24 protein-coding genes are annotated in these 19,606 nt (G+C 58.8%); 12 read left to right on the top strand and 12 right to left on the bottom strand.

The window, feature by feature from the left end; translation table 11 throughout:
• Nucleotide 1 precedes the first annotated feature (1 nt).
• Together QLG12_RS04130 and QLG12_RS04125 are read left to right on the top strand one after the other, a co-directional pair.
• Nucleotides 2-565, top strand: a complete 564-nt coding sequence (locus tag QLG12_RS04130; RefSeq protein ID WP_197868164.1) for a transglycosylase SLT domain-containing protein — start codon at nucleotides 2-4, stop codon at nucleotides 563-565.
• Nucleotides 562-1,095 carry a hypothetical protein gene (locus QLG12_RS04125; protein ID WP_232253667.1) on the top strand — a complete coding sequence of 178 codons (534 nt, stop codon included), beginning with the start codon at nucleotides 562-564 and terminating at the stop codon, nucleotides 1,093-1,095. Before QLG12_RS04130 ends, QLG12_RS04125 begins: the two co-directional genes overlap by 4 nt.
• Nucleotides 1,096-1,245: 150 nt before the next feature.
• Here the strand turns inward: QLG12_RS04125 and QLG12_RS04120 are convergent, their stop codons facing one another.
• Both QLG12_RS04120 and QLG12_RS04115 read right to left on the bottom strand, forming a co-directional pair.
• Nucleotides 1,246-1,542 (bottom strand): hypothetical protein, encoded by a 297-nt coding sequence (locus tag QLG12_RS04120; RefSeq protein ID WP_282473968.1) that lies wholly within the window; start codon nucleotides 1,540-1,542, stop codon nucleotides 1,246-1,248.
• A gap of 363 nt (nucleotides 1,543-1,905) precedes the next feature.
• Nucleotides 1,906-2,043, bottom strand: a complete 138-nt coding sequence (locus tag QLG12_RS04115) for a hypothetical protein (protein ID WP_282473967.1) — start codon at nucleotides 2,041-2,043, stop codon at nucleotides 1,906-1,908.
• On the opposite strand from QLG12_RS04115, the gene QLG12_RS04110 reads away from it, so the two are divergent.
• The gene (locus QLG12_RS04110; protein ID WP_282473966.1) at nucleotides 2,036-2,296 is read left to right on the top strand and encodes a DUF2790 domain-containing protein; all 261 of its coding nucleotides are present in this window, start codon (nucleotides 2,036-2,038) and stop codon (nucleotides 2,294-2,296) included. The two genes, QLG12_RS04115 and QLG12_RS04110, sit on opposite strands and share 8 nt — an antisense overlap.
• Before the next feature lie 90 nt (nucleotides 2,297-2,386).
• Complete coding sequence (locus tag QLG12_RS04105) at nucleotides 2,387-2,785, top strand: hypothetical protein (RefSeq protein ID WP_282473965.1); 399 nt, start codon at nucleotides 2,387-2,389, stop codon at nucleotides 2,783-2,785.
• Here the strand turns inward: QLG12_RS04105 and QLG12_RS04100 are convergent.
• Nucleotides 2,782-3,051 carry a DUF1652 domain-containing protein gene (locus tag QLG12_RS04100; protein WP_039768222.1) on the bottom strand — a complete coding sequence of 90 codons (270 nt, stop codon included), beginning with the start codon at nucleotides 3,049-3,051 and terminating at the stop codon, nucleotides 2,782-2,784. The genes QLG12_RS04105 and QLG12_RS04100 overlap by 4 nt on opposite strands.
• 371 nt (nucleotides 3,052-3,422) lie before the next feature.
• Here QLG12_RS04100 and eco point away from each other — a divergent pair, with 371 nt between their 5' ends.
• A complete protein-coding gene (gene eco / locus QLG12_RS04095) occupies nucleotides 3,423-3,908 on the top strand; it encodes a serine protease inhibitor ecotin (protein WP_197868166.1) in 486 nt (161 codons plus the stop codon).
• Between the two features lie 20 nt (nucleotides 3,909-3,928).
• Nucleotides 3,929-4,234 carry an NIPSNAP family protein gene (locus QLG12_RS04090; protein ID WP_197868167.1) on the top strand — a complete coding sequence of 102 codons (306 nt, stop codon included), beginning with the start codon at nucleotides 3,929-3,931 and terminating at the stop codon, nucleotides 4,232-4,234.
• Nucleotides 4,235-4,290: 56 nt separating this feature from the next.
• Here QLG12_RS04090 and QLG12_RS04085 read toward each other — a convergent pair whose 3' ends face one another.
• Nucleotides 4,291-5,214, bottom strand: coding sequence for a magnesium transporter CorA family protein (locus QLG12_RS04085; RefSeq protein WP_085683743.1), 924 nt, complete (start codon nucleotides 5,212-5,214; stop codon nucleotides 4,291-4,293).
• Between the two features lie 7 nt (nucleotides 5,215-5,221).
• Nucleotides 5,222-6,796 (bottom strand): RimK family protein, encoded by a 1,575-nt coding sequence (locus QLG12_RS04080; RefSeq protein ID WP_007957450.1) that lies wholly within the window; start codon nucleotides 6,794-6,796, stop codon nucleotides 5,222-5,224.
• Between the two features lie 92 nt (nucleotides 6,797-6,888).
• On the opposite strand from QLG12_RS04080, the gene QLG12_RS04075 reads away from it, so the two are divergent.
• Nucleotides 6,889-7,989: a GNAT family N-acetyltransferase/peptidase C39 family protein gene (locus QLG12_RS04075; protein WP_282473964.1), complete on the top strand. Its 1,101-nt coding sequence runs from the start codon at nucleotides 6,889-6,891 to the stop codon at nucleotides 7,987-7,989.
• Here the strand turns inward: QLG12_RS04075 and QLG12_RS04070 are convergent.
• Together QLG12_RS04070 and QLG12_RS04065 are read right to left on the bottom strand one after the other, a co-directional pair.
• Entirely contained in the window at nucleotides 7,982-9,127 is a 1,146-nt protein-coding gene (locus QLG12_RS04070; protein ID WP_282473963.1) for a PQQ-dependent sugar dehydrogenase, read from the bottom strand. The two genes, QLG12_RS04075 and QLG12_RS04070, sit on opposite strands and share 8 nt — an antisense overlap.
• Nucleotides 9,128-9,177: 50 nt before the next feature.
• Nucleotides 9,178-9,519: a hypothetical protein gene (locus tag QLG12_RS04065; protein WP_282473962.1), complete on the bottom strand. Its 342-nt coding sequence runs from the start codon at nucleotides 9,517-9,519 to the stop codon at nucleotides 9,178-9,180.
• A 191-nt stretch (nucleotides 9,520-9,710) separates the two neighbouring features.
• On the opposite strand from QLG12_RS04065, the gene QLG12_RS04060 reads away from it, so the two are divergent.
• On the top strand, nucleotides 9,711-10,571 hold the full coding sequence (locus tag QLG12_RS04060) for a Ku protein (RefSeq protein ID WP_282473961.1): 861 nt from the start codon (nucleotides 9,711-9,713) through the stop codon (nucleotides 10,569-10,571).
• Between the two features lie 42 nt (nucleotides 10,572-10,613).
• Here the strand turns inward: QLG12_RS04060 and lpxO are convergent, their stop codons facing one another.
• Nucleotides 10,614-11,513: a lipid A hydroxylase LpxO gene (gene lpxO / locus QLG12_RS04055; protein ID WP_236192925.1), complete on the bottom strand. Its 900-nt coding sequence runs from the start codon at nucleotides 11,511-11,513 to the stop codon at nucleotides 10,614-10,616.
• A gap of 392 nt (nucleotides 11,514-11,905) precedes the next feature.
• On the opposite strand from lpxO, the gene QLG12_RS04050 reads away from it, so the two are divergent.
• On the top strand, nucleotides 11,906-13,492 hold the full coding sequence (locus tag QLG12_RS04050) for an ABC-F family ATPase (RefSeq protein WP_039768209.1): 1,587 nt from the start codon (nucleotides 11,906-11,908) through the stop codon (nucleotides 13,490-13,492).
• Nucleotides 13,493-13,636: 144 nt separating this feature from the next.
• On the top strand, nucleotides 13,637-14,824 hold the full coding sequence (locus QLG12_RS04045) for an MFS transporter (RefSeq protein ID WP_282473960.1): 1,188 nt from the start codon (nucleotides 13,637-13,639) through the stop codon (nucleotides 14,822-14,824).
• 4 nt (nucleotides 14,825-14,828) lie between these two features.
• Here the strand turns inward: QLG12_RS04045 and QLG12_RS04040 are convergent, their stop codons facing one another.
• Together QLG12_RS04040 and QLG12_RS04035 are read right to left on the bottom strand one after the other, a co-directional pair.
• On the bottom strand, nucleotides 14,829-15,866 hold the full coding sequence (locus QLG12_RS04040; RefSeq protein ID WP_064381753.1) for a hypothetical protein: 1,038 nt from the start codon (nucleotides 15,864-15,866) through the stop codon (nucleotides 14,829-14,831).
• Between the two features lie 235 nt (nucleotides 15,867-16,101).
• Nucleotides 16,102-16,713 carry an FMN-dependent NADH-azoreductase gene (locus tag QLG12_RS04035; protein ID WP_282473959.1) on the bottom strand — a complete coding sequence of 204 codons (612 nt, stop codon included), beginning with the start codon at nucleotides 16,711-16,713 and terminating at the stop codon, nucleotides 16,102-16,104.
• 127 nt (nucleotides 16,714-16,840) lie between these two features.
• Here QLG12_RS04035 and QLG12_RS04030 point away from each other — a divergent pair, with 127 nt between their 5' ends.
• Nucleotides 16,841-17,749, top strand: coding sequence for a LysR substrate-binding domain-containing protein (locus QLG12_RS04030; RefSeq protein WP_236192927.1), 909 nt, complete (start codon nucleotides 16,841-16,843; stop codon nucleotides 17,747-17,749).
• Nucleotides 17,746-18,105 carry an MmcQ/YjbR family DNA-binding protein gene (locus tag QLG12_RS04025; RefSeq protein WP_127798052.1) on the top strand — a complete coding sequence of 120 codons (360 nt, stop codon included), beginning with the start codon at nucleotides 17,746-17,748 and terminating at the stop codon, nucleotides 18,103-18,105. Before QLG12_RS04030 ends, QLG12_RS04025 begins: the two co-directional genes overlap by 4 nt.
• Here QLG12_RS04025 and QLG12_RS04020 read toward each other — a convergent pair.
• On the bottom strand, nucleotides 18,102-18,530 hold the full coding sequence (locus QLG12_RS04020) for a DUF1294 domain-containing protein (protein WP_282473958.1): 429 nt from the start codon (nucleotides 18,528-18,530) through the stop codon (nucleotides 18,102-18,104). The two genes, QLG12_RS04025 and QLG12_RS04020, sit on opposite strands and share 4 nt — an antisense overlap.
• A complete protein-coding gene (locus QLG12_RS04015) occupies nucleotides 18,527-19,357 on the bottom strand; it encodes an undecaprenyl-diphosphate phosphatase (RefSeq protein ID WP_197868177.1) in 831 nt (276 codons plus the stop codon). Before QLG12_RS04015 ends, QLG12_RS04020 begins: the two co-directional genes overlap by 4 nt.
• Nucleotides 19,358-19,606: the final 249 nt, after the last annotated feature.

Raw genomic sequence — 19,606 nt, 5'->3', positions numbered from 1 at the left:
AATGGCCAAGAACAAGCCACTGACTACCGCTCAGAGACCACTCACGCCGAAAGCTGATACGGCTTCAGCGAAAGTTGTTGTGGATGACAGCCAACGCCTGAAAGAAATACGCAAACTGGTTGAGGCCAATAATAAATCCAAGATCGACACCAACACGGTGATCTGCCAGATATACATGGAATCGCATTTCGATCCCGAAGCCGGTCGTGGTAAGCACTCTGCCAGAGGCCTCATGCAAATGCAGGAGCCTGCGGTTAAGCAGGTCTATAAATACCGAAAGAAAAAAGAGCTCGGTCGGATGCCCAACCAAGCCCAGACAGACGAGGCCTTCAGTGCAGGGGCTGCTTTTTACGCATCGCCTTCTATTTGGGACGAGGCCGAGAACATCAAGATCGGCACGGAGTACATGCAATATTGGCTCGACATCTCAAGTTCCACTGAGGAGGCTTACAAGAAGTATCGAGGGAAATCGAATGGCGTTTACTACCGCAAAATCAGTGACTGTGCCAAAAAACTGGACGCCAATCCCAACTCGATGGATGTTCTGAGGAATACATTGAAATGATAAAAGCCGGATTCGCTTTTGTCCTCGCTCTAGTGTGCCTTCCTGCTTTCGCCGAAACGAAGAAAACGCTACTGGATTGCCCGCTTTCAGATGGAACCACTGCCTCACTGCTGTCCACTTCAAGTGAGGACGGGCAGCGACTCTTCGTAAAACTCAACAACCAGACAGAAACTGCCTTCACTGACATGCCCGACTCGGACTTCGTCGGTGAAATTGCATTGGCAAAATGCACGGGCTCCGTTTTGATCTACGCCATGAACTATGGCTCTCCCTATTTGAAGGGCGCTGTTTTACGCAAGAATCCAGACAGCGGAACGCTGGAACGCATCGATTTTGCCGAAAAGGCCCTGCCGGTTTCTCTGTACCTGAGTGCTCGGGAGATGCGCCTGGTCATTCCCAACGATGGCTATGAAATCCCCGAAAAATTTGTCGTTTACGACTACATCACCCCAAAAGGCCAGCCAGAAGAACCCAAGGGAGTGAATACGGTACCCGATAAAAAAGGTTTCAAAGTCATCGATCTCAAATAATGACTCTGCGTTGGGCTTCGCGTTCTATTTGATCGTAGGGTCACTCCCCGTGAGAGTCTAAATAGCTCTGTTAGCTACTTTGAACCGGCGAAAGCACGGGCAGATAATTCAAGTTTTCTGCCCGTGGATGCTAGGCCGCCGCTCTAAAAATCAAACCGGCGCCTGCCAGTTCAGCATTTTCTGCTGGGCAACCTGAAGCAAATCACTGCCATCCTGCGTCAGCAGGTACAGCGCATGGGTGATGTGGGGAATGTCCTGGACATCGGCGTGTTTGAAGCACAGGCAGTGCAGGGTTTCGAGCAGGTCACTGGCGGCGCGGATGCGTTGCACGGCGGCTTCTAAGAGGTCTTTCGGGTTGGCTTGGGTGTCGATGACCAGCGGTGCGCTGTCGGTGACGCCGCTGTTGAGCGGGAGATAGCGGGCGGAGCTTAATTTCAGGATTGGCATTGGAATTACTCAAGGCAGCTTGAAAGTAACCGCCAGCACCGTGACCAAACGATGGGGAGGCGGACTGTGTACAGGCTTGGTCAACCGAGAACCACCTGACTCGGCTCGCCCGAAGGCGACCCTGCACACAGCCGCCACAGCAATGCACTCCACGGACACGAATGTCCGTCGGGCGAATAATGGCACACATGCACAGGTGATTACGTTAGGTGACCAAACCTAAGCCGCTGATTTTGCAGCGACGCCAAACCATAACTGCCCCGCTCCAGCCCCCGAAAGCAGACAAGGCATCCACCCTCGTAGGAATCCGCCGAGACTCCCCCGCGAAACAATCCCCGCCCAGACAGCCGGCGTTCAGCCCGGTTAACCATCGCTTAACGCCGCGGTCAAAAACTCTACTGAACCGCACACCCTCAGCTCCTGGCTGACGCCGAGTGCGGCAGGTTTGGCTGGCGATCCGCCGAACTCCATTTCCGTCGCACCGGAGTCCATCATGAACATTCGTCCGTTCCTGCTCACCACCGCCCTCGCCTGCACCGCGTTTGCCGGGCTGGCCCAGGCTAATGACACTTCCAACGCTGTTCCCTACGAATACGGCATGCCGCTGCATGTCGCCAAAGTGGTTTCCCTGACGGAGCCGCCGACGCAGGAGTGCAAGGTCATCACCGCCGACATGAAATACCTCGACAACACCGGTAAACCGGAAGAAATCAGTTACCGTAAATTATCTGACGCGTGCAGCTTCCAGAACTGACAGAAAGCTCTGATTTGCGGCTTTGCGGTAGGCGAGCACGGGTCTCGAAGGGTATGCTCGGGGCCCTCCCCACTGCCGCAAGGATTCGCCATGCAGTTGTCGTTTCGCACGCTCTCGACCCTCACCTTCTCCCTGTGTTTTCTGCTTTCCTTGGCGTGGGGTCTGGCACCACAGATGTTGCTGGCGATCTGGAGCATCGAGTATTCGGAAGCAGCCGGATTCGTCGCACGGCGCAGCGCAGTGCTGTTTGCAGCGTTAGGAGTGATGTTTTATCTGGTGCGCAACGCGCCGGTCTCGATCGCACGCAATGCGCTGAGCAACGGCTTTATCATCGGCTGTTTCGGCCTGGCGGTGCTGGGGTTCGCTGAATGGCTCAACGGCCACGCCGGCCCCGGGATTCTGCTCGCGGTGCTGGTCGAGTTCGCGCTGGGCCTTGGCTTCTTGCAGGCCCGGCGCGTGACGGTCGAACTGGGTGAAACAGTCGGTTAGACGACTCGGGATCGCGGCACTGAATGATGGGTTGCCGTTTGTTGCGCAAGATCCGAGCGCAACCCGGCGATCAGGCCGTTGATTTCCCGACAGCTGTTCAAATGACTGGCATCGATGCCACTCACCTGCAGCTCAACCTGATCGGTCTGGTGATCGCCATACACCTTGACTGTCATCGACAAATCCGGTGACAGCGTGCACTGGCAGCGTTTCGGCAGAAAGCTGCTTTCAATGATGTTGCGGAGTTCCAAGGCAGACAGAAACATGGCGAAACCTCTCCTTACTGTGAGACTGCCAATCAAGTATTCACGTCGACCGTTGCCACGCTTCCCACGGGTGTGTCCCCGCTGAATCCTTGGGTTGTGACAAGCGGCTGTACTGCGAAATGCCCATTGGAGTGTAGGCGCCCGAACTCGGTGCGCTGCACCAGATCAACGCACAAAACGTGCCTTTCATCGGGTCGCTTTCACCTCCTTGCAAATCAATGGCTTGGCAAAAAAGCAGGCAACTGGCCAGTTGCAAAATGCAAGATCCGGTCGTGCAGGCACTGCAATTTGCAAGCGGCTGGCGGTTTGCATTCGTCACCCATGGCAGTGAGAATGCCCGTCAACCAACGTACACCCGCCAGGAGGCTTCAATGGGAAATTTCACTGTTTACGCGACCGCCGGCCTGATGCTCGCCAGCCTGTCCACCCTCACCCACGCCGCCAAACTTGAAGACACCGCGCCTTATCCGAAGGCCGAAGCGGGCTTCACTCGCCAAGTCATCCACCTGCCGCAGCAGGCTCAGGAAGAAAACTTCAAAGTCGAAATCCTCGCTGGCAAGACCCTCGAAGTCGACTGCAACCGCCAACGCCTGGGCGGCACCCTCGAAGAGAAAAACCTCGAAGGCTGGGGTTATCCGTTCTACCGCCTGGAAAAAGTCAGCGGCCCGATGAGCACGCTGATGGCCTGCCCGCCCGGCACCCAGAAAAAACGCGCATTCGTGCCGGTGATCGGTGAAGGCTTTACCGTGCGCTACAACAGCAAACTGCCGATCGTGGTTTACGCACCGCAGGACGTCCAAGTGCGATTTCGTATATGGTCGGCCTCGGACAAGATTGGCGTGGCAATACCTGAATAATCTGCAAAGGAGCCGCAGCCTTGATTACCTGCCACGTCAGATACGTGATTGACCCCTATCAGTTGGACGCATTCGAGGCCTACGCCAAGACCTGGCTCGGCATCGTCGAACGGTTGGGAGGAACGCATCATGGTTACTTCCTGCCCTCGGAAGGCGCGAGCAATCTCGCGTATTGCCTGTTCAGTTTCCCGTCGCTGGCGGATTACGAAAGTTATCGCCACGTCGCTCTTACCGACCCGGAAAGCACGGCACTGGTGGCCGATCTGGTCGAAAAGAAGTTCATCATCAGCTACGAGCGCAGTTTTCTACGCCCACTGCTGCCCTGAACGCTTCAACGCCGTTGGCAACTGCCAACGGCAGGATCGCAAACGCTCGGCCCCGGTCATTTCGCCAGACGCCTGAGCCCGAACAGCATCCCGCCCGCTCCCAGCAGCATCGCCGCCAGGAACAACGGGTACGACACCCACCACGGCGTGCCGGCGGTCATCATGCTGAACTCCGACATGCCGCCGATGCTCGCAATCAGATTGAGCGGCAGGAACACCACGTTGATCAGCGTCAGTTTGCGCAGCAGGTTGTTCATGCTGTTGTTCATCAGGTTGCCCCGGGCGTCGATCAGCCCGGAGAACACCGTCGAATAGATTTCCGCCTGCTTGTAGCACTGGTTGTTTTCGATGATCAGGTCGTCGATCAGGCCGATGGCTTCGCTGCCAAAATGCTGTTTTTCCGCGTGATTGCGCAGCCGCGTGAGCACCGCGCCGTTGCTGTGCAGGGCGTTGATGTAATAGATCAGGCTTTCGCTGAGATTGAACATCTGCACCAGATGCTGGTTTTGCATCGAGGCGTTGAATTTCTGCTGCAACTCCCGGGCGACCAGTTTGATCACCTTCAGATGCCCGAGGTAGTGATGGATGTTGTTGAAAAGCAGGTCCAGCAACACATCCAGCGGCGTGTTCAATGGCTGGCGTGTGCCGACGCCGTGCAGCGGCGTGTCGTCGGTCGCGATCACCAGCAACTGGCCCGGCGAGAACAGCAAGCCGCAGGACGAAACCTCAAAGGCCAGGCTGCCACCGCCGGAATAGTTCTCCGGGCGTTTCCAGATCAGGAACAAGTGATCGGGGTGAAACTCGATCCGTGACACCTCGTCCGGGTCGAGCGCCGAAGCCAGCGCATGTTCATCTAGTTTGAAGTGACTGTGCAGCAAGTCGCGCTCGGCGGCGTCGGGATCGCTGAACAGCATCACCTCGGCGTCCAGCCGCTCGACCCGCTGCAACCCGCCGTGATTCAGTGCAAAGCTGTTGATCATCGGCCGGTCACCAGGCCTGACCGCGGCGTTTCAGCTCAAGACGCCGCACGAACTCTTCCAGTACCAGCGAATACAGGTCGTCCTGCAGGTAGGCGTCTTCGATGCCGGCGTCGAGGTTCGGGTTGTCGTTGACCTCGATCACCACCACCTTGTCGCCGGCCTGTTTCAAATCGACGCCGTAAAGTCCGTCGCCGATCAGGTTGGCGGTCTTCACCGCCAGTTCCACCACCGCGCGCGGCGCTTCGTGGATCGCCAGCGTGCGGCATTCGCCGTTGACGTCCTGGCCCTTGGCCTTGTGGTTGTAGATCTGCCAATGGCCCTTGGACATGAAGTACTGGCAGGCAAAGATCGGTTTGCGGTTGAGCACGCCAATGCGCCAGTCGTACTCGGTGTAGAAAAACTCCTGAGCCAGCAACAGCACCGAGTGTTCGAACAGCTCGGCGGTGGCTTCCAGCAAAGCCTGCTGGCTCTCGACCTTGATCACGCCTCGGGAGAAGCAACCATCAGGGATCTTCAGCACCAATGGAAAACCGAGGCGTTCGCCGACCCTTTCGAAGTCTTCGGGTCGCTCCTTGTAGAGAATTTCCGTCGCCGGCATGCCCAGTTGATGGCTGTTGAGCAAGTCAGTGAGGTAGACCTTGTTGGTGCAGCGCAGGATCGACGTCGGGTCGTCCATCACCACCAGCCCTTCACTTTCGGCTTTCTTGGCGAAGCGATAAGTGTGGTTGTCGACGCTGGTGGTCTCGCGGATCAGCAGGCCGTCGTACTCGGCCAGCCTTGCGTAATCCTTGCGCTCAATCAGCTCGACATCGATGCCCATGCCCTTGCCGACCCGCACGAAGTTTTCCAGCGCGCGGGCATTGGACGGTGGCAAGGCTTCCTGCGGATCATGCAGGATAGCCAGGTCATAACGCGCCACTTGCGGCGAACGCGGAACACGCCAGATTTTGCGACTGAAGCCGTCCAGCGCATTGGCAAACTGATCTTCCTGATCGTCGCGTAACTTGTGCAAGGCCCCGGACTTAATACCTTCGATGTGCCAACCGTTAGTTCGACGAAACTCAACTAACAGAATCGGACATGGAAATACTTCAAACAATTGCCGGGCCAGATCCTGCAACGGCTCTATATGGGTTCTGCCGAAATAAAGTGTCAGCGTAAAACCTTCGGTGTCGCTGTAGAGATGATGGCTGAGGGCTTTTTCCAGGGTTTTATCCAGATCATCCAGCGCCAACCCGTAAAGGGATTTTCGGGTCAGTTCACTGATGGTGCGCACCGACGGAATCACCTTGTGCCCGCGGGCCTCAGCCAGCAGCGAGCAGTAGTAGCCGTGGCCCAGGTACTTGTAGCTGCGGCACAGGTTGATCACCTGCACCCGTTTTCCCGGCTCGCTGTCGGGAGGTTGTTCGAGGTATTCCTGCGCCGTCAGAATGTCTTCGCTGGGGAAGTACGAGGCCCAGTCTTCCTTGCGTTCGACGATGATCAACACTTGACTGGATGTTCTGATCTGCGGTTTTAAATAAGTTGCCGGTGGCAAACTTTGACTGGATACTTCGCGCCAATGACCCTGTACCGCTGACATAGAAATTGATCCGTTGGAGAACAAGACCTTTTCTATTAAGCACGAAATTTTTCGAAAGTCCCGTTTCGTTACGCAACTTTTACGGTGGTCATATGAATGCTGTTTTTCGCTTGGCGGTCGTTGATGATTTGCCAGCGTTGCTGACGCTGGAGATGCACTGTTTCACCACGGACCGGCTCACCCGCCGCAGTTTTCAATGGATGATCACCCGGGCCCACGGGCAATTGTGGGTGGCCGAACGCGAGGGTCAACTGGCCGGTTATGCGCTGGTGTTGTTTCATCGCGGCACCTCACTGGCCCGGCTGTATTCGATTGCGATTGCCCCCGAGGCGCGCGGCGGTGGTCTGGGCAAGCAATTGCTGCAACGGATCGAGGCCTGTGCGCTTGAGCACGACTGCGCCTATCTGCGGCTGGAAGTGCGCACTGACAATCCGGCCGCCATCGCCCTGTACGAGCGCAACGGCTACCGGCGCTTTGCGCTGATCCACGACTACTACGAGGATCACGCCGACGCGCTGCGTCTGGAGAAACGCATTCTCCAGCACCGCGACTCACGCAACATCAAGGTCCCCTATTACCGACAAACCACCGATTTCACTTGCGGCCCGGCCTGCCTGCTGATGGCCATGGGCGCGTTGCAGGCCGATCGTTTGCTGGAGCGGCGCGAGGAATTGCAGTTGTGGCGCGAGGCAACCACGGTGTTCATGACCGCCGGCCATGGCGGCTGCAGCCCGCAAGGCCTGGCATTGGCGGCGTGGCGCCGGGGTTTCAAAGTGCGTTTGCAACTGAGCATGAGCGGGCCGCTGTTTCTCGACGGCGTGCGCGATGCGCATAAAAAAGACGTCATGCGCCTGGTGCATGACGAGTTCATGGCGCAACTGAACGACACCGATGTCGATCAATCCATTGGCGTAACGATGGACGTACCCGCACTGCTGGCCAACGGTGGCCAGCCTCTGGTGCTGATCAGCAGCTATCGCCTGACCCGCTCGAAGTCGCCGCACTGGGTGATCGTTACCGATTGCGACGAAGACTTCGTCTACCTGCACGACCCGGATGTTGACCACAGCCAGCATCGCCAGCCCATGGATTGCCAGCACGTGCCGGTCAGCCATGGGGAGTTCGAGAAAATGTGCCGCTTCGGTCGTGGCAAATTGCGGGCGGCGGTGGTGCTCTACGCCCGGACTACTTGAGTCCGACCTTGTACAGCGAACCGTCGGACTCATCCGTCAGCACATACAGGTAACCGTCCGGCCCTTGGCGTACATCACGGATCCGCTGTTTCAGTTCGCCGAGCAAGCGTTCTTCATGCACCACCTTGTCGCCGTCGAACTGCAAGCGGATCAGCTCCTGCGTCACCAGCGCACCGATGAACAGATTGTGCTGCCACGGCTTGAATCGATCGGCATCGTAAAAAGCCATACCGGTGACGCCCGGGGATTTTTCCCAGACATGGTGCGGCCCGACCGTGCCTTCGGCGGTTTTGCCCTTGGCTTCCGGGATCGGTTGCATGGAGTAGTTGATGCCGTGGGTCGCCAACGGCCAGCCGTAGTTCTTGCCGCGCTCGATGATGTTCACTTCATCGCCGCCGCGCGGGCCGTGTTCGTTTTCCCACAAGGTGCCGGTCCATGGATTGAGCGCGGCGCCCTGGGGATTGCGGTGGCCGTAGGACCAGATTTCCGGTCGTACGCCGGACTGACCGACAAAGGGATTGTCATCGGGCACCTTGCCGTCGGGGTAGATACGCACGACCTTGCCTTGCAGCTTGTCCAGATCCTGTGCGGTCGGGCGGTCGTTGTTTTCGCCCAAAGTGATGAACAGATAACCGTCCCGATCGAACACCAGTCGCGAACCGAAGTGGTTGCCGACCGACAGCTTTGGCTCCTGGCGGAAAATCACCTGGAAGTCCTTCAGGGTTTTCAGGTCGTCCGACAGGCGCCCGCGCCCCACCGCCGTTCCTGCCTTGTCACCCGCACCGCCGCCCTCGGCGTAAGACAGGTATACAAGGCGATCCTGTTTGAAATCCGGTGAAAGCACCACGTCAAGTAATCCGCCCTGCCCCTTGGCCCAGACGTCCGGCACACCGGTGATCGGCGCAGACAGCTTGCCGACGCCATCCACCACTCGCAGGTTGCCGGGGCGCTCAGTCACCAGCATGCCCTGGCGATCCGGCAGGAAAGCCAAGGCCCATGGGTGCTCAAGACCTTGGGTAATCGTTGTGACTTCGAGGGTGCCCTGCTCGCTTTGCAACGCTTTGGGAGCGGCGGCGAACGCTGGTGCGGCGATCAATGCACTGGCACACAAGCCGGCCAGAAGGGTTTTACGCAACATGAACGATTCCTTTTGTTCGTTTGAAGGGCTGACAGAAACGGTTCTGCCATTCAACGGTTGCTCCCGCTGTTACGGGCTGGAGGATTGGGAATGAAGGTCGGTGGCTTGCTCGGGACCGAGCGCAGCGGCTGGCCATTGCCGATGCCGCGATTTTCCAGGGTCGGCGGACGCGGCACGGGGACGGTGTTCGGCCCGCGAACGGGCGGAGTGCTGGGCTGAGTGCCCTGCATGCTGTTGGGGTTCGCGCGGTGGATCGGGCTGTTGTAGGGATTGTTGCTGTTGCCGGTCGGACTTTGTGCCAGCAACAGCGATGTATGGCTTATTGCGCCATCGGCGTGAACCAGCCCGCCACTGAGGGCGAGCAACGCAATGCCAAGCAGGAAACGGTTCATGAACGGCCTCTTTCGGTGCGCAGGGACTAGAGCCTTCGAGTCCACGCTACGCCGTGGGTTCGCATTTGTTAACCCGTCACCGCTAAACAAGATGTAACACGGCTTGACCTGACGTTTAGCGGCACCCAGCAAACAACGGAAACTTTTACGCCGGGCCACGGGTCACCCGAACATCACTCGGAGAACAGCACATGGCTCGGGCAATCTGGAAAGGCGCAATCAGTTTCGGTCTGGTACACATCCCCGTGGCACTGGTCTCGGCGACGTCATCCCAGGGCGTCGACTTTGACTGGCTCGACAGCCGCAGCATGGACCCGGTCGGCTATAAACGAGTCAACAAGGTTACTGGCAAGGAAGTCACCAAAGAGCACATCGTTAAAGGCGTGCAGTACGAAAAGGGCCGCTATGTGGTGCTCAGCGAGGAAGAAATCCGTTCGGCGCACCCGGTTTCGACCCAGACCATCGACATTTTCGCCTTCGTCGACAGTGACCAGATCCCGTTGCAGAACATCGACACGCCTTATTACCTGGCCCCGGACAAGCGCGGCGGCAAGGTCTACGCCTTGCTGCGTGAGACCCTGAGCAAAACCAAAAAAGTCGCCCTCGCCCGCGTCGTTTTACACACCCGCCAATACCTGGCAGCGTTGATGCCTCTGGAGTCGGCGCTGGTGCTGGTGAAGCTGCGCTGGCCGCAGGAGGTACGCAGCCTCGACGAACTTGAGCTGGGCAGCGAAGTGACCAAGCCGCAACTGGCCAAGGGCGAGCTGGACATGGCCAAACGGCTGGTGGAAGACATGACAGCGGACTGGACGCCCGAGGATTACAACGACGAGTTCGAAGACAAGATTATGGCGCTGGTGGACAAGAAGGCCCATGAAGGCAAGATCGAAGACGTTGAAACCGTTTCCGCAGAAGAAGAGCGCAAATCGGCTGATGTGATCGACTTGACCGAACTGCTCAAGCGCAGCCTCGGCGGGAAAGCCCCGGCGAAACCGGCGAAGAAGACCGCCAGTAAGGCAGCGCCGGCGAAGAAGGCCAAAAAAGCCTCGTAAAAAGTGAATCGGGCGACTGTCTTGCAACAGTCGCCCGATTCGTCAGATCAAAATGAAGACCGCCAGCAAACCGCCGAAGATCGCCCACTTTTCCATGTAGTAGAGCTTGCGATTGCGTTTTTTCAGCTCTTTGCCGCGCAGGCGAATCTTGTAGATCCTGGTGAACAACCGGTTGATGCCACCGGTGCGGTCACCCGCATCGTTCGGCGCACCCGCCGCCGACATCACGGTACGGCTGAACCAGCCATTGAACGCCGCCGCCCAGCGATACTTCATCGGACGCTCAACGTCACAGAACAGAATGATCCGGTTCTGATCCGTAGTGTTTTCCGCGTAATGAATAAAGGTCTCGTCAAACATCACTGCTTCGCCATCACGCCAGTGATAGTTCTCGCCATCGACGTTGATGTAGCAACCGGCGTCGTTCGGCGTTTCCAGGCCAAGGTGATAGCGGTACGAACCGGCATACGGATCGCGGTGACGCACCAATTTAGAGCCCGGCGGCAACTCGGCAAACATCGCAGCCTTGATCGAGCCGATGCTTTGCACCAGCTCAGTGGTGCGTGGGCACAGTTGCAGCGCCGACGGGTGGCTGTCGCCGTACCACTTCAGGTAGAAACGCTTCCAGCCGGTCTTGAAGAACGAGTTGAAACCGACATCGTCGTATTGGTTTGAGCGCTTGATTTCGCCGGCACGCAGCAGGTTGCGGCCTTCTTCACGGATTTCTTCCCAGTGTGTCTGCAACGGAGTCAGATCGGGGAAATCCTTCGGATCGAGGTACGGCGTGTTGGGCTTTTTCGAGAACAGATAAAGGAAGCAGTTGATCGGTGCCAGAAACGAAGAGTGATCGCTCAGTTGACGACCGAGTTTGTGTCGTACGCGCCCGCGCAAGTGCACGTATGCAATGGAAATGACATATACAGCGGCAATGATGAGTTTCACGGAAATCGTCACACGTCAGAAGTGAACAAACTGCGCGCCTTTCGGGCTGTGGCCCAAGGTCTGTGGCAGTGGTCTGAAATCAAAAAAAAACGTCCCGATGGCGCATCCTTGAGCCCATGCCGGACAAGGCACTGGGTGAGTAGATGGCATTTTAGCCACAGTTTGTAACCAATAGTGAACCTTCATCTGTGAAAAACTGTCTCGCGATTGCTCCAAACGGCAATCGGAATGTCAGCGCCCTATCGTTTAAAGAGCCAGACCAGTACAATCGCCGCCAAACTTTACGCGCCCCCTTGGTTGATGACGGGATAGTCCCGCCTCAGCGCACTTCGACTCGGGCCAAGCGCTCCGGCTGCACCCTCGCTACTCAGCACGCTTCGCAGGAAAAACCTTTGATTTCTACAGCTAACATCACCATGCAGTTCGGCGCCAAGCCGCTGTTTGAAAACGTTTCGGTCAAATTCAACGGCGGCAACCGCTACGGCCTGATCGGCGCCAACGGTTGCGGCAAGTCGACCTTCATGAAAATCCTCGGCGGCGACCTTGAGCCGTCCGGCGGCCAGGTCATGCTCGAGCCCAACGTACGCCTGGGTAAATTGCGCCAGGATCAGTTCGCCTACGAAGAATTCACCGTGATCGACACCGTGATCATGGGCCACGAAGAGCTGTGGAAGGTCAAGGCCGAGCGCGACCGCATCTACTCGCTGCCGGAAATGAGCGAAGAAGACGGCATGGCCGTGGCCGAGCTGGAAACCGAATTCGCCGAGATGGACGGCTACACCGCCGAATCCCGCGCCGGTGAACTGCTGCTGGGTCTGGGCATTCCGCTGGAGCAGCATTTCGGCCCGATGACCGAAGTTGCGCCGGGCTGGAAGCTGCGTGTTCTGTTGGCTCAGGCCCTGTTCTCCGATCCGGAAGTGCTGCTGCTCGACGAACCGACCAACCACCTGGACATCAACACCATCCGCTGGCTGGAAACGATTTTGACGGCGCGTAACAGCACCATGATCATCATTTCCCACGACCGTCACTTCCTGAACAGCGTCTGCACCCACATGGCCGACCTGGACTACGGCGAGCTGCGCCTGTTCCCGGGCAACTACGACGAGTACATGACCGCGGCGACCCAGTCCCGCGAGCAACTGCTGTCGGACAACGCCAAGAAGAAAGCCCAGATCGCCGAACTGCAAACGTTCGTCAGCCGCTTCTCGGCCAACGCCTCGAAAGCCAAGCAGGCCACTTCCCGCGCCAAGCAGATCGACAAGATCCAGCTGGCCGAGGTCAAGCCATCGAGCCGCGTGAGCCCGTTCATCCGTTTCGAACAGACCAAGAAGCTGCACCGCCAGGCCGTGACCATCGAGCAGATGTCCAAGGGCTTCGACGGCAAGACTCTGTTCAAAAACTTCAGCTTTACCGTTGAAGCCGGCGAGCGCGTGGCGATCATCGGCCCGAACGGTATCGGCAAGACCACCCTGCTGCGCACGCTGATGGGCGAACTGACCCCGGACGCAGGTTCGGTGAAGTGGACTGAAAGTGCGGAGCTGGGCTACTACGCTCAGGACCACGCCCACGACTTCGAAGACGACGTCAGCCTGTTCGACTGGATGGGTCAGTGGACTCAGGGCGAGCAAGTGATCCGTGGCACCCTGGGCCGCATGCTGTTCTCCAACGACGAGATCCTCAAGTCGGTGAAGGTGATTTCCGGTGGTGAGCAAGGTCGCATGCTGTTCGGCAAGTTGATCCTGCAAAAGCCGAACGTGCTGGTGATGGACGAACCGACCAACCACCTGGACATGGAATCGATCGAGGCGCTGAACCTGGCGCTGGAAAACTACCCGGGCACGCTGATCTTCGTCAGCCACGACCGTGAGTTCGTATCGTCCCTGGCCACGCGTATCATCGAGCTGAGCCCGAACGGCGTGACCGACTTCAGCGGCACCTACGACGATTACCTGCGCAGCCAAGGCGTAGTGTTCTGAGTCGAATCGAGCGGTAAACAGAAAGCCCTGTCCTTGTGACGGGGCTTTTTTTGCGTTGAGGAAAAGATCGTTAGCCTGCTTCCTTTTAATCCAACGCCACGCCATGATGCGAACTCTCCCACCGCCGCCCGCGAACGAGTCCTCATGTCTGCGCAGCAACAGCCACCGCAAAGTTCTTTGGCGATCACCTTGCAGATCGTGTCCATCGTTTTCTATACCTTCATAGCCTTCCTCTGCATCGGCCTGCCGATTGCGGTGCTGCCCGGCTACGTGCACGAACAACTGGGTTTCAGTGCCGTGATCGCGGGTCTGGTGATCGGTTCACAATACCTGGCCACCCTGCTCAGCCGGCCGATGGCCGGACGGATGTCGGACACCGTCGGCACCAAACGGGCGATTGTGTATGGCTTGTCGGGGATTGTGCTCAGCGGTGTGCTGACGCTTATTTCGACGCTGCTGCAGAGCTTGCCGCTGTTGAGCCTGTCGATCCTGATTGTCGGTCGCCTGCTGCTGGGGATCGCCCAAGGCCTGATTGGCGTCGGCACCATCAGTTGGTGCATGGGCCAGGTCGGTGCCGAACACACCGCGCGCTCGATTTCCTGGAACGGCATCGCGTCTTACGGCGCGATTGCCATCGGCGCGCCTCTGGGCGTGGTGATGGTCGCCGATTATGGTTTCGAGAGCCTGGGCATTGTGTTGTCACTGCTCGCGGCCGGCGCCTTGCTGCTGATCCGTAACAAACCGTCAGTGCCGGTGGTGCGCGGTGAACGGCTGCCGTTCTGGGCGGTGTTCGGGCGGATTGCGCCGTTCGGCGCCAGCCTGAGCCTGGCGTCGATTGGCTACGGCACGCTGACCACTTTCATCACCCTGTATTACCTCAATCGCGGCTGGACCGGCGCTGCGTACTGCCTGACCGTGTTCGGCGTATGTTTCATTCTGTCGCGGCTGCTGTTCATTTCGGCCATCGGCCGTTTCGGCGGATTCACCTCGGCGATTGCCTGCATGACCATCGAAACCGTCGGCCTGGTACTGCTGTGGCTGGCGCCTTCGACCGCGTATGCCTTGATCGGCGCCGGTCTGGCAGGATTCGGCCTGTCGCTGGTGTACCCGGCGCTGGGTGTCGAGGCGATCAAGCAAGTGCCCAACTCCAGTCGCGGCGCCGGATTGAGTGCCTATGCGGTGTTCTTCGATCTGGCGCTGGCGATTGCCGGGCCGTTGATGGGTGCGGTGGCGCTGAACCTGGGTTATTCGTGGATTTTCTTCAGTGCGGCCATGCTGTCCGTGACCGGACTGGCGTTGACCCTGCTGCTCAAGCGCCGGGCCATGGCGTAAGCGCTCACTGATCCGCCGTCTGCATCCCCGCGCGGGTCGGCCTGCCCAAGGCATGGGAGAAGAACCGCCCGGCCTCGGAAATCAGGTTGCGGTGGATGTCTTCGCGGTCCACGCCATCGGCATCGGTGCACAGGGCCGGCATCGCACGAATCTGTTCCTCATTGCATGGCGCCATGAACACGAAGTGCCCTGCCCCAGCCAGCAATTTGAAATCCGGTGCCGTTGGCAGTTTGCGCGCCAGAGCGGCGGCGTTTTTGTCGAAAGCCACCAGTTTGTCGCCGTCGCCGCTGTAGAGCAGCACCGGCACATGCACATCGGCCAGCGTATGGCGACCGAACTTCAGGCTCAGCGGCGCCATCAGCAGCAACGCATGCACGCGCGGATCGGCCACCGGTTGCAGATCGTCGCGGTCAACAATCAACTCGCCCTGGGTGTTGCAGGCGTCGCGGTCGTCCGGGCGTTCCTGGCAATAACGGCGCAGACGATCCAGATCCGGCTGCGCGCCGGACAGAATCAACGCCGTTTCGCCACCCGCCGAATAGCCGATCACGCCAACCTGTTCGGCGTTCACGTACGGCGCGAGCATGCGGTCGCCCAACGTCGCGGTAATCGCTTCGGAAATCTGGATCGGCCGGCCATAGAGATTGCTCAACGTGCCGAGGCGGCTGTGATCCCTGGAGTTGTCGCCGGGGTGAATCACCGCCACCACCACAAAGCCCTTGCGTGCCAATGACGTGGCCAGATCGTGCAGCGCCAGTGGCGTGCCGGTGTTGCCGTGGGACAGCATCAGCATCGGGAAACGGCCGATGGCGACTTTGGTGTCTTCGCCGGCCTCGACCGAATAGCCTTCGAGCAGGCTCATGTGTTCGCGGTCGCTGGAGGGATAGAACGCGATGGCGCGCATCGGTTGCAGGTCGAGCGGGTCGAGGAACGTCATCTCGTGATAACCGACGCTCCAGCGCGGATGTTGGCCAGGCGCAGCGTGCACTGAATTCAGGCTGCCGAGCAGGCAAATCAGTAACGCTGCACAAAGACGCATCATGGGATGCCCCACCCTGTTGTTACTCAATCGAAAGATCCGTGGTGTCCGACGCCCGAAATCCCGAGGCTGGGTGATCCGGCGCGGCGTTGCACTCAGACGTTGATCATCGGACTGCATAACCCGGGCCAGATTATGTAACAGTCAGAAACAAAAAACTCCGTACCTGGCCCTTGCAGAACCAGAATACAGAGTTTTTTGGAGTTTTCCTGAACAGCAGCTGTTCTTTACGCAAGCCTTACGCGGCGGCGAACAACTGCTCGTCGATTTTTGCTTGAGCAGCGCTCATGGCGTTGTTGCGTACTTCTTCGCCATAGGCCAGGCCTTCGGCACGAACCACTTCGATGTCGGTGATGCCGAGGAAGCCGAAGACCAGTTTCAGATAGTCTTCGTGGGCCACACCCGAAGCCTGTCCGGCGTGGATGCCGCCAGCGGTGGACACGATCACCACTTTCTTGCCACCGCACAGGCCTTCAGGGCCGGCTTCGGTGTAATGGAAGGTCTGGCCGGCGACGGCGATGCGGTCGATCCAGGCTTTGAGCTGGGTCGGCACGGTGAAGTTGTACATCGGGGCAGCGACGACGATGGCGTCGGCGGCGATGAATTCGGCCAGGGTGGTGGCGCTCAGTTCGGCTTCGTGCTGTTGTGCGGCGTTGCGCAGTTCAGCGGCGGTGCCGGCGGCAACCAGAGTGGTCGACGAGAAGTGGCTGATGGCGTCGGCGGCCAGGTCGCGGTAAGTCACGACAGCGCTTGGCTCGGCAGCTTGCCAGGCTTTAGTGACTTGACTGCTCAGCTGACGGGAAGCGGAATTGTCGCCCAGAATGCTCGAATCGATGTGCAGCAGTTTCATGTGGAATCTCCTGGAATGAATCGCCGGTGGCGACGGAATGGAGACAATCCTACCGACGAAACCAATAGCTGATTAGACGGCAACAATGCGATAGTTTGTCCCACTGATAGAACAGTCGGACTTCCAGATGCAAGACCTCAACGATCTCTACTATTTCGCCAAAGTGGTGGAGGCCGGCGGATTCGCCGCCGCCGGCCGCCTGCTCGGCATCCCCAAATCACGGCTTTCGCGGCGCATCGCCGAGCTGGAAGAGCGCCTCGGCGCACGTTTGCTGCAGCGCACCACTCGCCAACTGAAGCTGACGGCGGTCGGTGAGCGTTACCTGCGCCACTGTCAGGCAATGCTGCTGGAAGCGGAAATGGCTGATGAAACGGTGGCCAGCATGTCCAGCGAGCCTCGCGGACGCTTGCGAGTGTCAAGCCCCACCGGATTGGCCCATGAAATGTTGCCGGTGGTGATCAGCAATTTCCTTGGCAAGTACCCTCAGGTGCAACTGGAGGTCACCTTGATCAATCGCCGGGTCGACCTGATTACCGAAGGCATCGACGTGGCCCTGCGCGTGCGCGAACACGGCGATGAAGAACCGATGCTGGTGACCCGCCGCTTGCGTCAGGCGCAAATGGTGGTGGTGGCGAGCCCTTCCTTTGTCCGGGGTCTGGAAATCAATCATCCGCAGGACTTGAAAAACCTGCCGGTGCTGGGCGCTCTGGAGGCCGATCGCATGGTGCATGTGCGCCTACTTGATCAGCACGGCAAGAGTTGTGATCTGGCGCTGGAAGCCCGCCTGGGGATCGACGATTTCATTGTGCGCAAGGCGTGCGTGCTGGCCGGCCAGGGTTTCACCCTGTTGCCGATGATGTATTGCGAAACGGAACTGAACAACGGCACGTTGGTGCAATTGTTGCCGGACTGGTCACTGCCCGGCGGCTGGCTGCAAGCGGTGTATCCGCATCGGCGCGGGGTGATGCCGGCGGTGCGCGCGTGGATCGATCATCTGGTCGAATCGTTCAATGCCTGTGGAGAACGGCTGTTATGAAACAAGGGAAGATGAGCGAGCAGGACGTCGCAGAGTTCTGCCTGGCCCTGCCCGGCGCCCGGGAAGACTACAAATGGGGTGGCGTGCGGGTGTTTTCGATTGCCGGCAACAAGATGTTCGCCTTACAGGGATTGCGTGGTGATTCGCTGGCGTTCAAGGTCGACAAGGATCTGTTTCTCGGTCATTGCGACCGGCCTGGCATTCACCCGGCGCCGTATCTGGCCCGGGCGCAGTGGATCATCATGCACCCGCCCTACCCGCTGGGCGCCGAGGAATTGCAAGGCTTGCTGCAGCGTTCCCATCAACTGGTGGTGAGCAAGCTGCCCAAGCGCGTGCAGGTCGGGCTGTTGCTCTAGAACAGCGCCAGCAGGTTCGAACCCAGGAACAACTGATCGACCCAGAACACCTGGTGCAACGCCACGATCATCCAGAACAGCACCTGAAAAGACACCTTGCGCGTCTTGTGCCGGAAGACCTGCTGGGCGATCAACGCACCCGGCCAGCCTCCCGCCAGTTCTACCGCGTGCAGGATGTTTTCCGGTGTGCGCCAGGCGTCGGCCCGCGCCTTGCGCTTGTCCGCCCAGTACAGAAAAAACGCCAGCACGCTGACCAGCCCGTAAGCCGTCAGCGGCACCAGAGAAATCCCGCGCAGCCACATCGACAACGAGCCGAACAGTGGCAGCGCGCAGACGATCAGCAGCACCACCAGCTTCAATTTCAAGTGCTGGATATTGCCACCGGAAGGACCGCGATCCGGGCGGCGTGCGCGGGAGTCACTCATGGCTGGGCGGCCGTCCAGTCGACCCAGCCGAACTGCCAGGTCGCCAGAATCACCAGACCGAAAATGATCCGGTACCAGGCAAACGCCGCATAGCTGTGGCTGCCGATGAACTTGAGCAGGCCGCGCACCGCGATCATGGCGAAGATGAACGCGGTGACGAAACCGATCGCGAACACGGGAAAATCTGCCGGCACGAACAGGTCGCGATACTTGTAGCCCGAATACACTGCCGCACCAACCATGGTCGGCATCGCCAGGAAGAACGAAAACTCGGTGGCAGTCTTGCGCGACAGGCCGAACAACAGACCGCCGATGATGGTCGAGCCGGAGCGCGAAGTGCCGGGGATCATCGCCAGGCATTGAGCGAATCCGATCTTCAGCGCATCCGTCCAGCGAATGTCATCGACCGTTTCGGCGTGCACTTCATGCTGACGCTGCTCGGCCCACAACATCACGATCCCGCCCACCACCAGCGCGGCGGCCACGGTGATCGGGTTGAACAAGTAATGGTGTATCAGATCGGCGAAGATCACCCCCAGCACCACGGCGGGCAGGAAGGCGATCAGCAGGTTGGCGGTGAAACGCCGGGCACTCGGCTGGGTCGGCAAGCCGATCACCACGTCGAGGATCTTGCGGCGGAATTCCCAGACCACCGCGAGAATCGCACCGAGCTGGATGATGATGTTGAACGCCATGGCCCGCTCGCCTCCGAAATCGAGCAAGTCGGCAACAATGATCTGGTGTCCGGTACTGGAAATGGGCAAAAACTCCGTCAGCCCCTCTACAACTCCTAGAATCAGTGCCTGCAAGGCCGTCCAAAGATCCATCAATCCCCCAGAGAGCGATGCACAGAGGCATGCCCCGATAGTATTTTTTACGTTCACTGCGTTCAGCGTAGCTGGTTAAAGCTGTACCGATTCCGCACGCACAGGATCCACACGAAACAGTCAAAATTCCGTGAAAAAACAATTTGGATTCAGGTTTTTACGCGCGGGGCCGAAATCCTAACAGACAAGCCGTAATAGCGCTGCCGCGTTCTACGACTTGGGTCGCGTATGCCCGGTCACCGAAACGTG

The organism is Pseudomonas sp. V88_4 (assembly GCF_029967985.1).
Classification (GTDB): Bacteria; Pseudomonadota; Gammaproteobacteria; order Pseudomonadales; family Pseudomonadaceae; genus Aquipseudomonas; species Aquipseudomonas glycinae.
The sequence above is the reverse complement of the archived record's forward strand: the minus strand, read 5'-3'. Positions and strand labels throughout refer to the sequence as shown.

What these genes read in the sequence shown, in the direction of transcription:
- QLG12_RS04070 (WP_282473963.1), bottom strand. Translation starts at nt 9,127, where the DNA reads ATGTTGCGTAAAACCCTTCTGGCCGGCTTGTGTGCCAGTGCATTGATC.
- QLG12_RS04025 (WP_127798052.1), top strand. Translation starts at nt 17,746, where the DNA reads ATGAAACAAGGGAAGATGAGCGAGCAGGACGTCGCAGAGTTCTGCCTG.
- QLG12_RS04065 (WP_282473962.1), bottom strand. Translation starts at nt 9,519, where the DNA reads ATGAACCGTTTCCTGCTTGGCATTGCGTTGCTCGCCCTCAGTGGCGGG.
- QLG12_RS04120 (WP_282473968.1), bottom strand. Translation starts at nt 1,542, where the DNA reads ATGCCAATCCTGAAATTAAGCTCCGCCCGCTATCTCCCGCTCAACAGC.
- QLG12_RS04035 (WP_282473959.1), bottom strand. Translation starts at nt 16,713, where the DNA reads ATGAAACTGCTGCACATCGATTCGAGCATTCTGGGCGACAATTCCGCT.
- QLG12_RS04125 (WP_232253667.1), top strand. Translation starts at nt 562, where the DNA reads ATGATAAAAGCCGGATTCGCTTTTGTCCTCGCTCTAGTGTGCCTTCCT.
- QLG12_RS04060 (WP_282473961.1), top strand. Translation starts at nt 9,711, where the DNA reads ATGGCTCGGGCAATCTGGAAAGGCGCAATCAGTTTCGGTCTGGTACAC.
- QLG12_RS04085 (WP_085683743.1), bottom strand. Translation starts at nt 5,214, where the DNA reads ATGATCAACAGCTTTGCACTGAATCACGGCGGGTTGCAGCGGGTCGAG.
- QLG12_RS04075 (WP_282473964.1), top strand. Translation starts at nt 6,889, where the DNA reads ATGAATGCTGTTTTTCGCTTGGCGGTCGTTGATGATTTGCCAGCGTTG.
- QLG12_RS04015 (WP_197868177.1), bottom strand. Translation starts at nt 19,357, where the DNA reads ATGGATCTTTGGACGGCCTTGCAGGCACTGATTCTAGGAGTTGTAGAG.
- QLG12_RS04040 (WP_064381753.1), bottom strand. Translation starts at nt 15,866, where the DNA reads ATGATGCGTCTTTGTGCAGCGTTACTGATTTGCCTGCTCGGCAGCCTG.
- eco (WP_197868166.1), top strand. Translation starts at nt 3,423, where the DNA reads ATGGGAAATTTCACTGTTTACGCGACCGCCGGCCTGATGCTCGCCAGC.
- QLG12_RS04115 (WP_282473967.1), bottom strand. Translation starts at nt 2,043, where the DNA reads ATGTTCATGATGGACTCCGGTGCGACGGAAATGGAGTTCGGCGGATCG.
- QLG12_RS04030 (WP_236192927.1), top strand. Translation starts at nt 16,841, where the DNA reads ATGCAAGACCTCAACGATCTCTACTATTTCGCCAAAGTGGTGGAGGCC.
- QLG12_RS04080 (WP_007957450.1), bottom strand. Translation starts at nt 6,796, where the DNA reads ATGTCAGCGGTACAGGGTCATTGGCGCGAAGTATCCAGTCAAAGTTTG.
- QLG12_RS04130 (WP_197868164.1), top strand. Translation starts at nt 2, where the DNA reads ATGGCCAAGAACAAGCCACTGACTACCGCTCAGAGACCACTCACGCCG.
- QLG12_RS04045 (WP_282473960.1), top strand. Translation starts at nt 13,637, where the DNA reads ATGTCTGCGCAGCAACAGCCACCGCAAAGTTCTTTGGCGATCACCTTG.
- QLG12_RS04100 (WP_039768222.1), bottom strand. Translation starts at nt 3,051, where the DNA reads ATGTTTCTGTCTGCCTTGGAACTCCGCAACATCATTGAAAGCAGCTTT.
- QLG12_RS04110 (WP_282473966.1), top strand. Translation starts at nt 2,036, where the DNA reads ATGAACATTCGTCCGTTCCTGCTCACCACCGCCCTCGCCTGCACCGCG.
- QLG12_RS04020 (WP_282473958.1), bottom strand. Translation starts at nt 18,530, where the DNA reads ATGAGTGACTCCCGCGCACGCCGCCCGGATCGCGGTCCTTCCGGTGGC.
- QLG12_RS04105 (WP_282473965.1), top strand. Translation starts at nt 2,387, where the DNA reads ATGCAGTTGTCGTTTCGCACGCTCTCGACCCTCACCTTCTCCCTGTGT.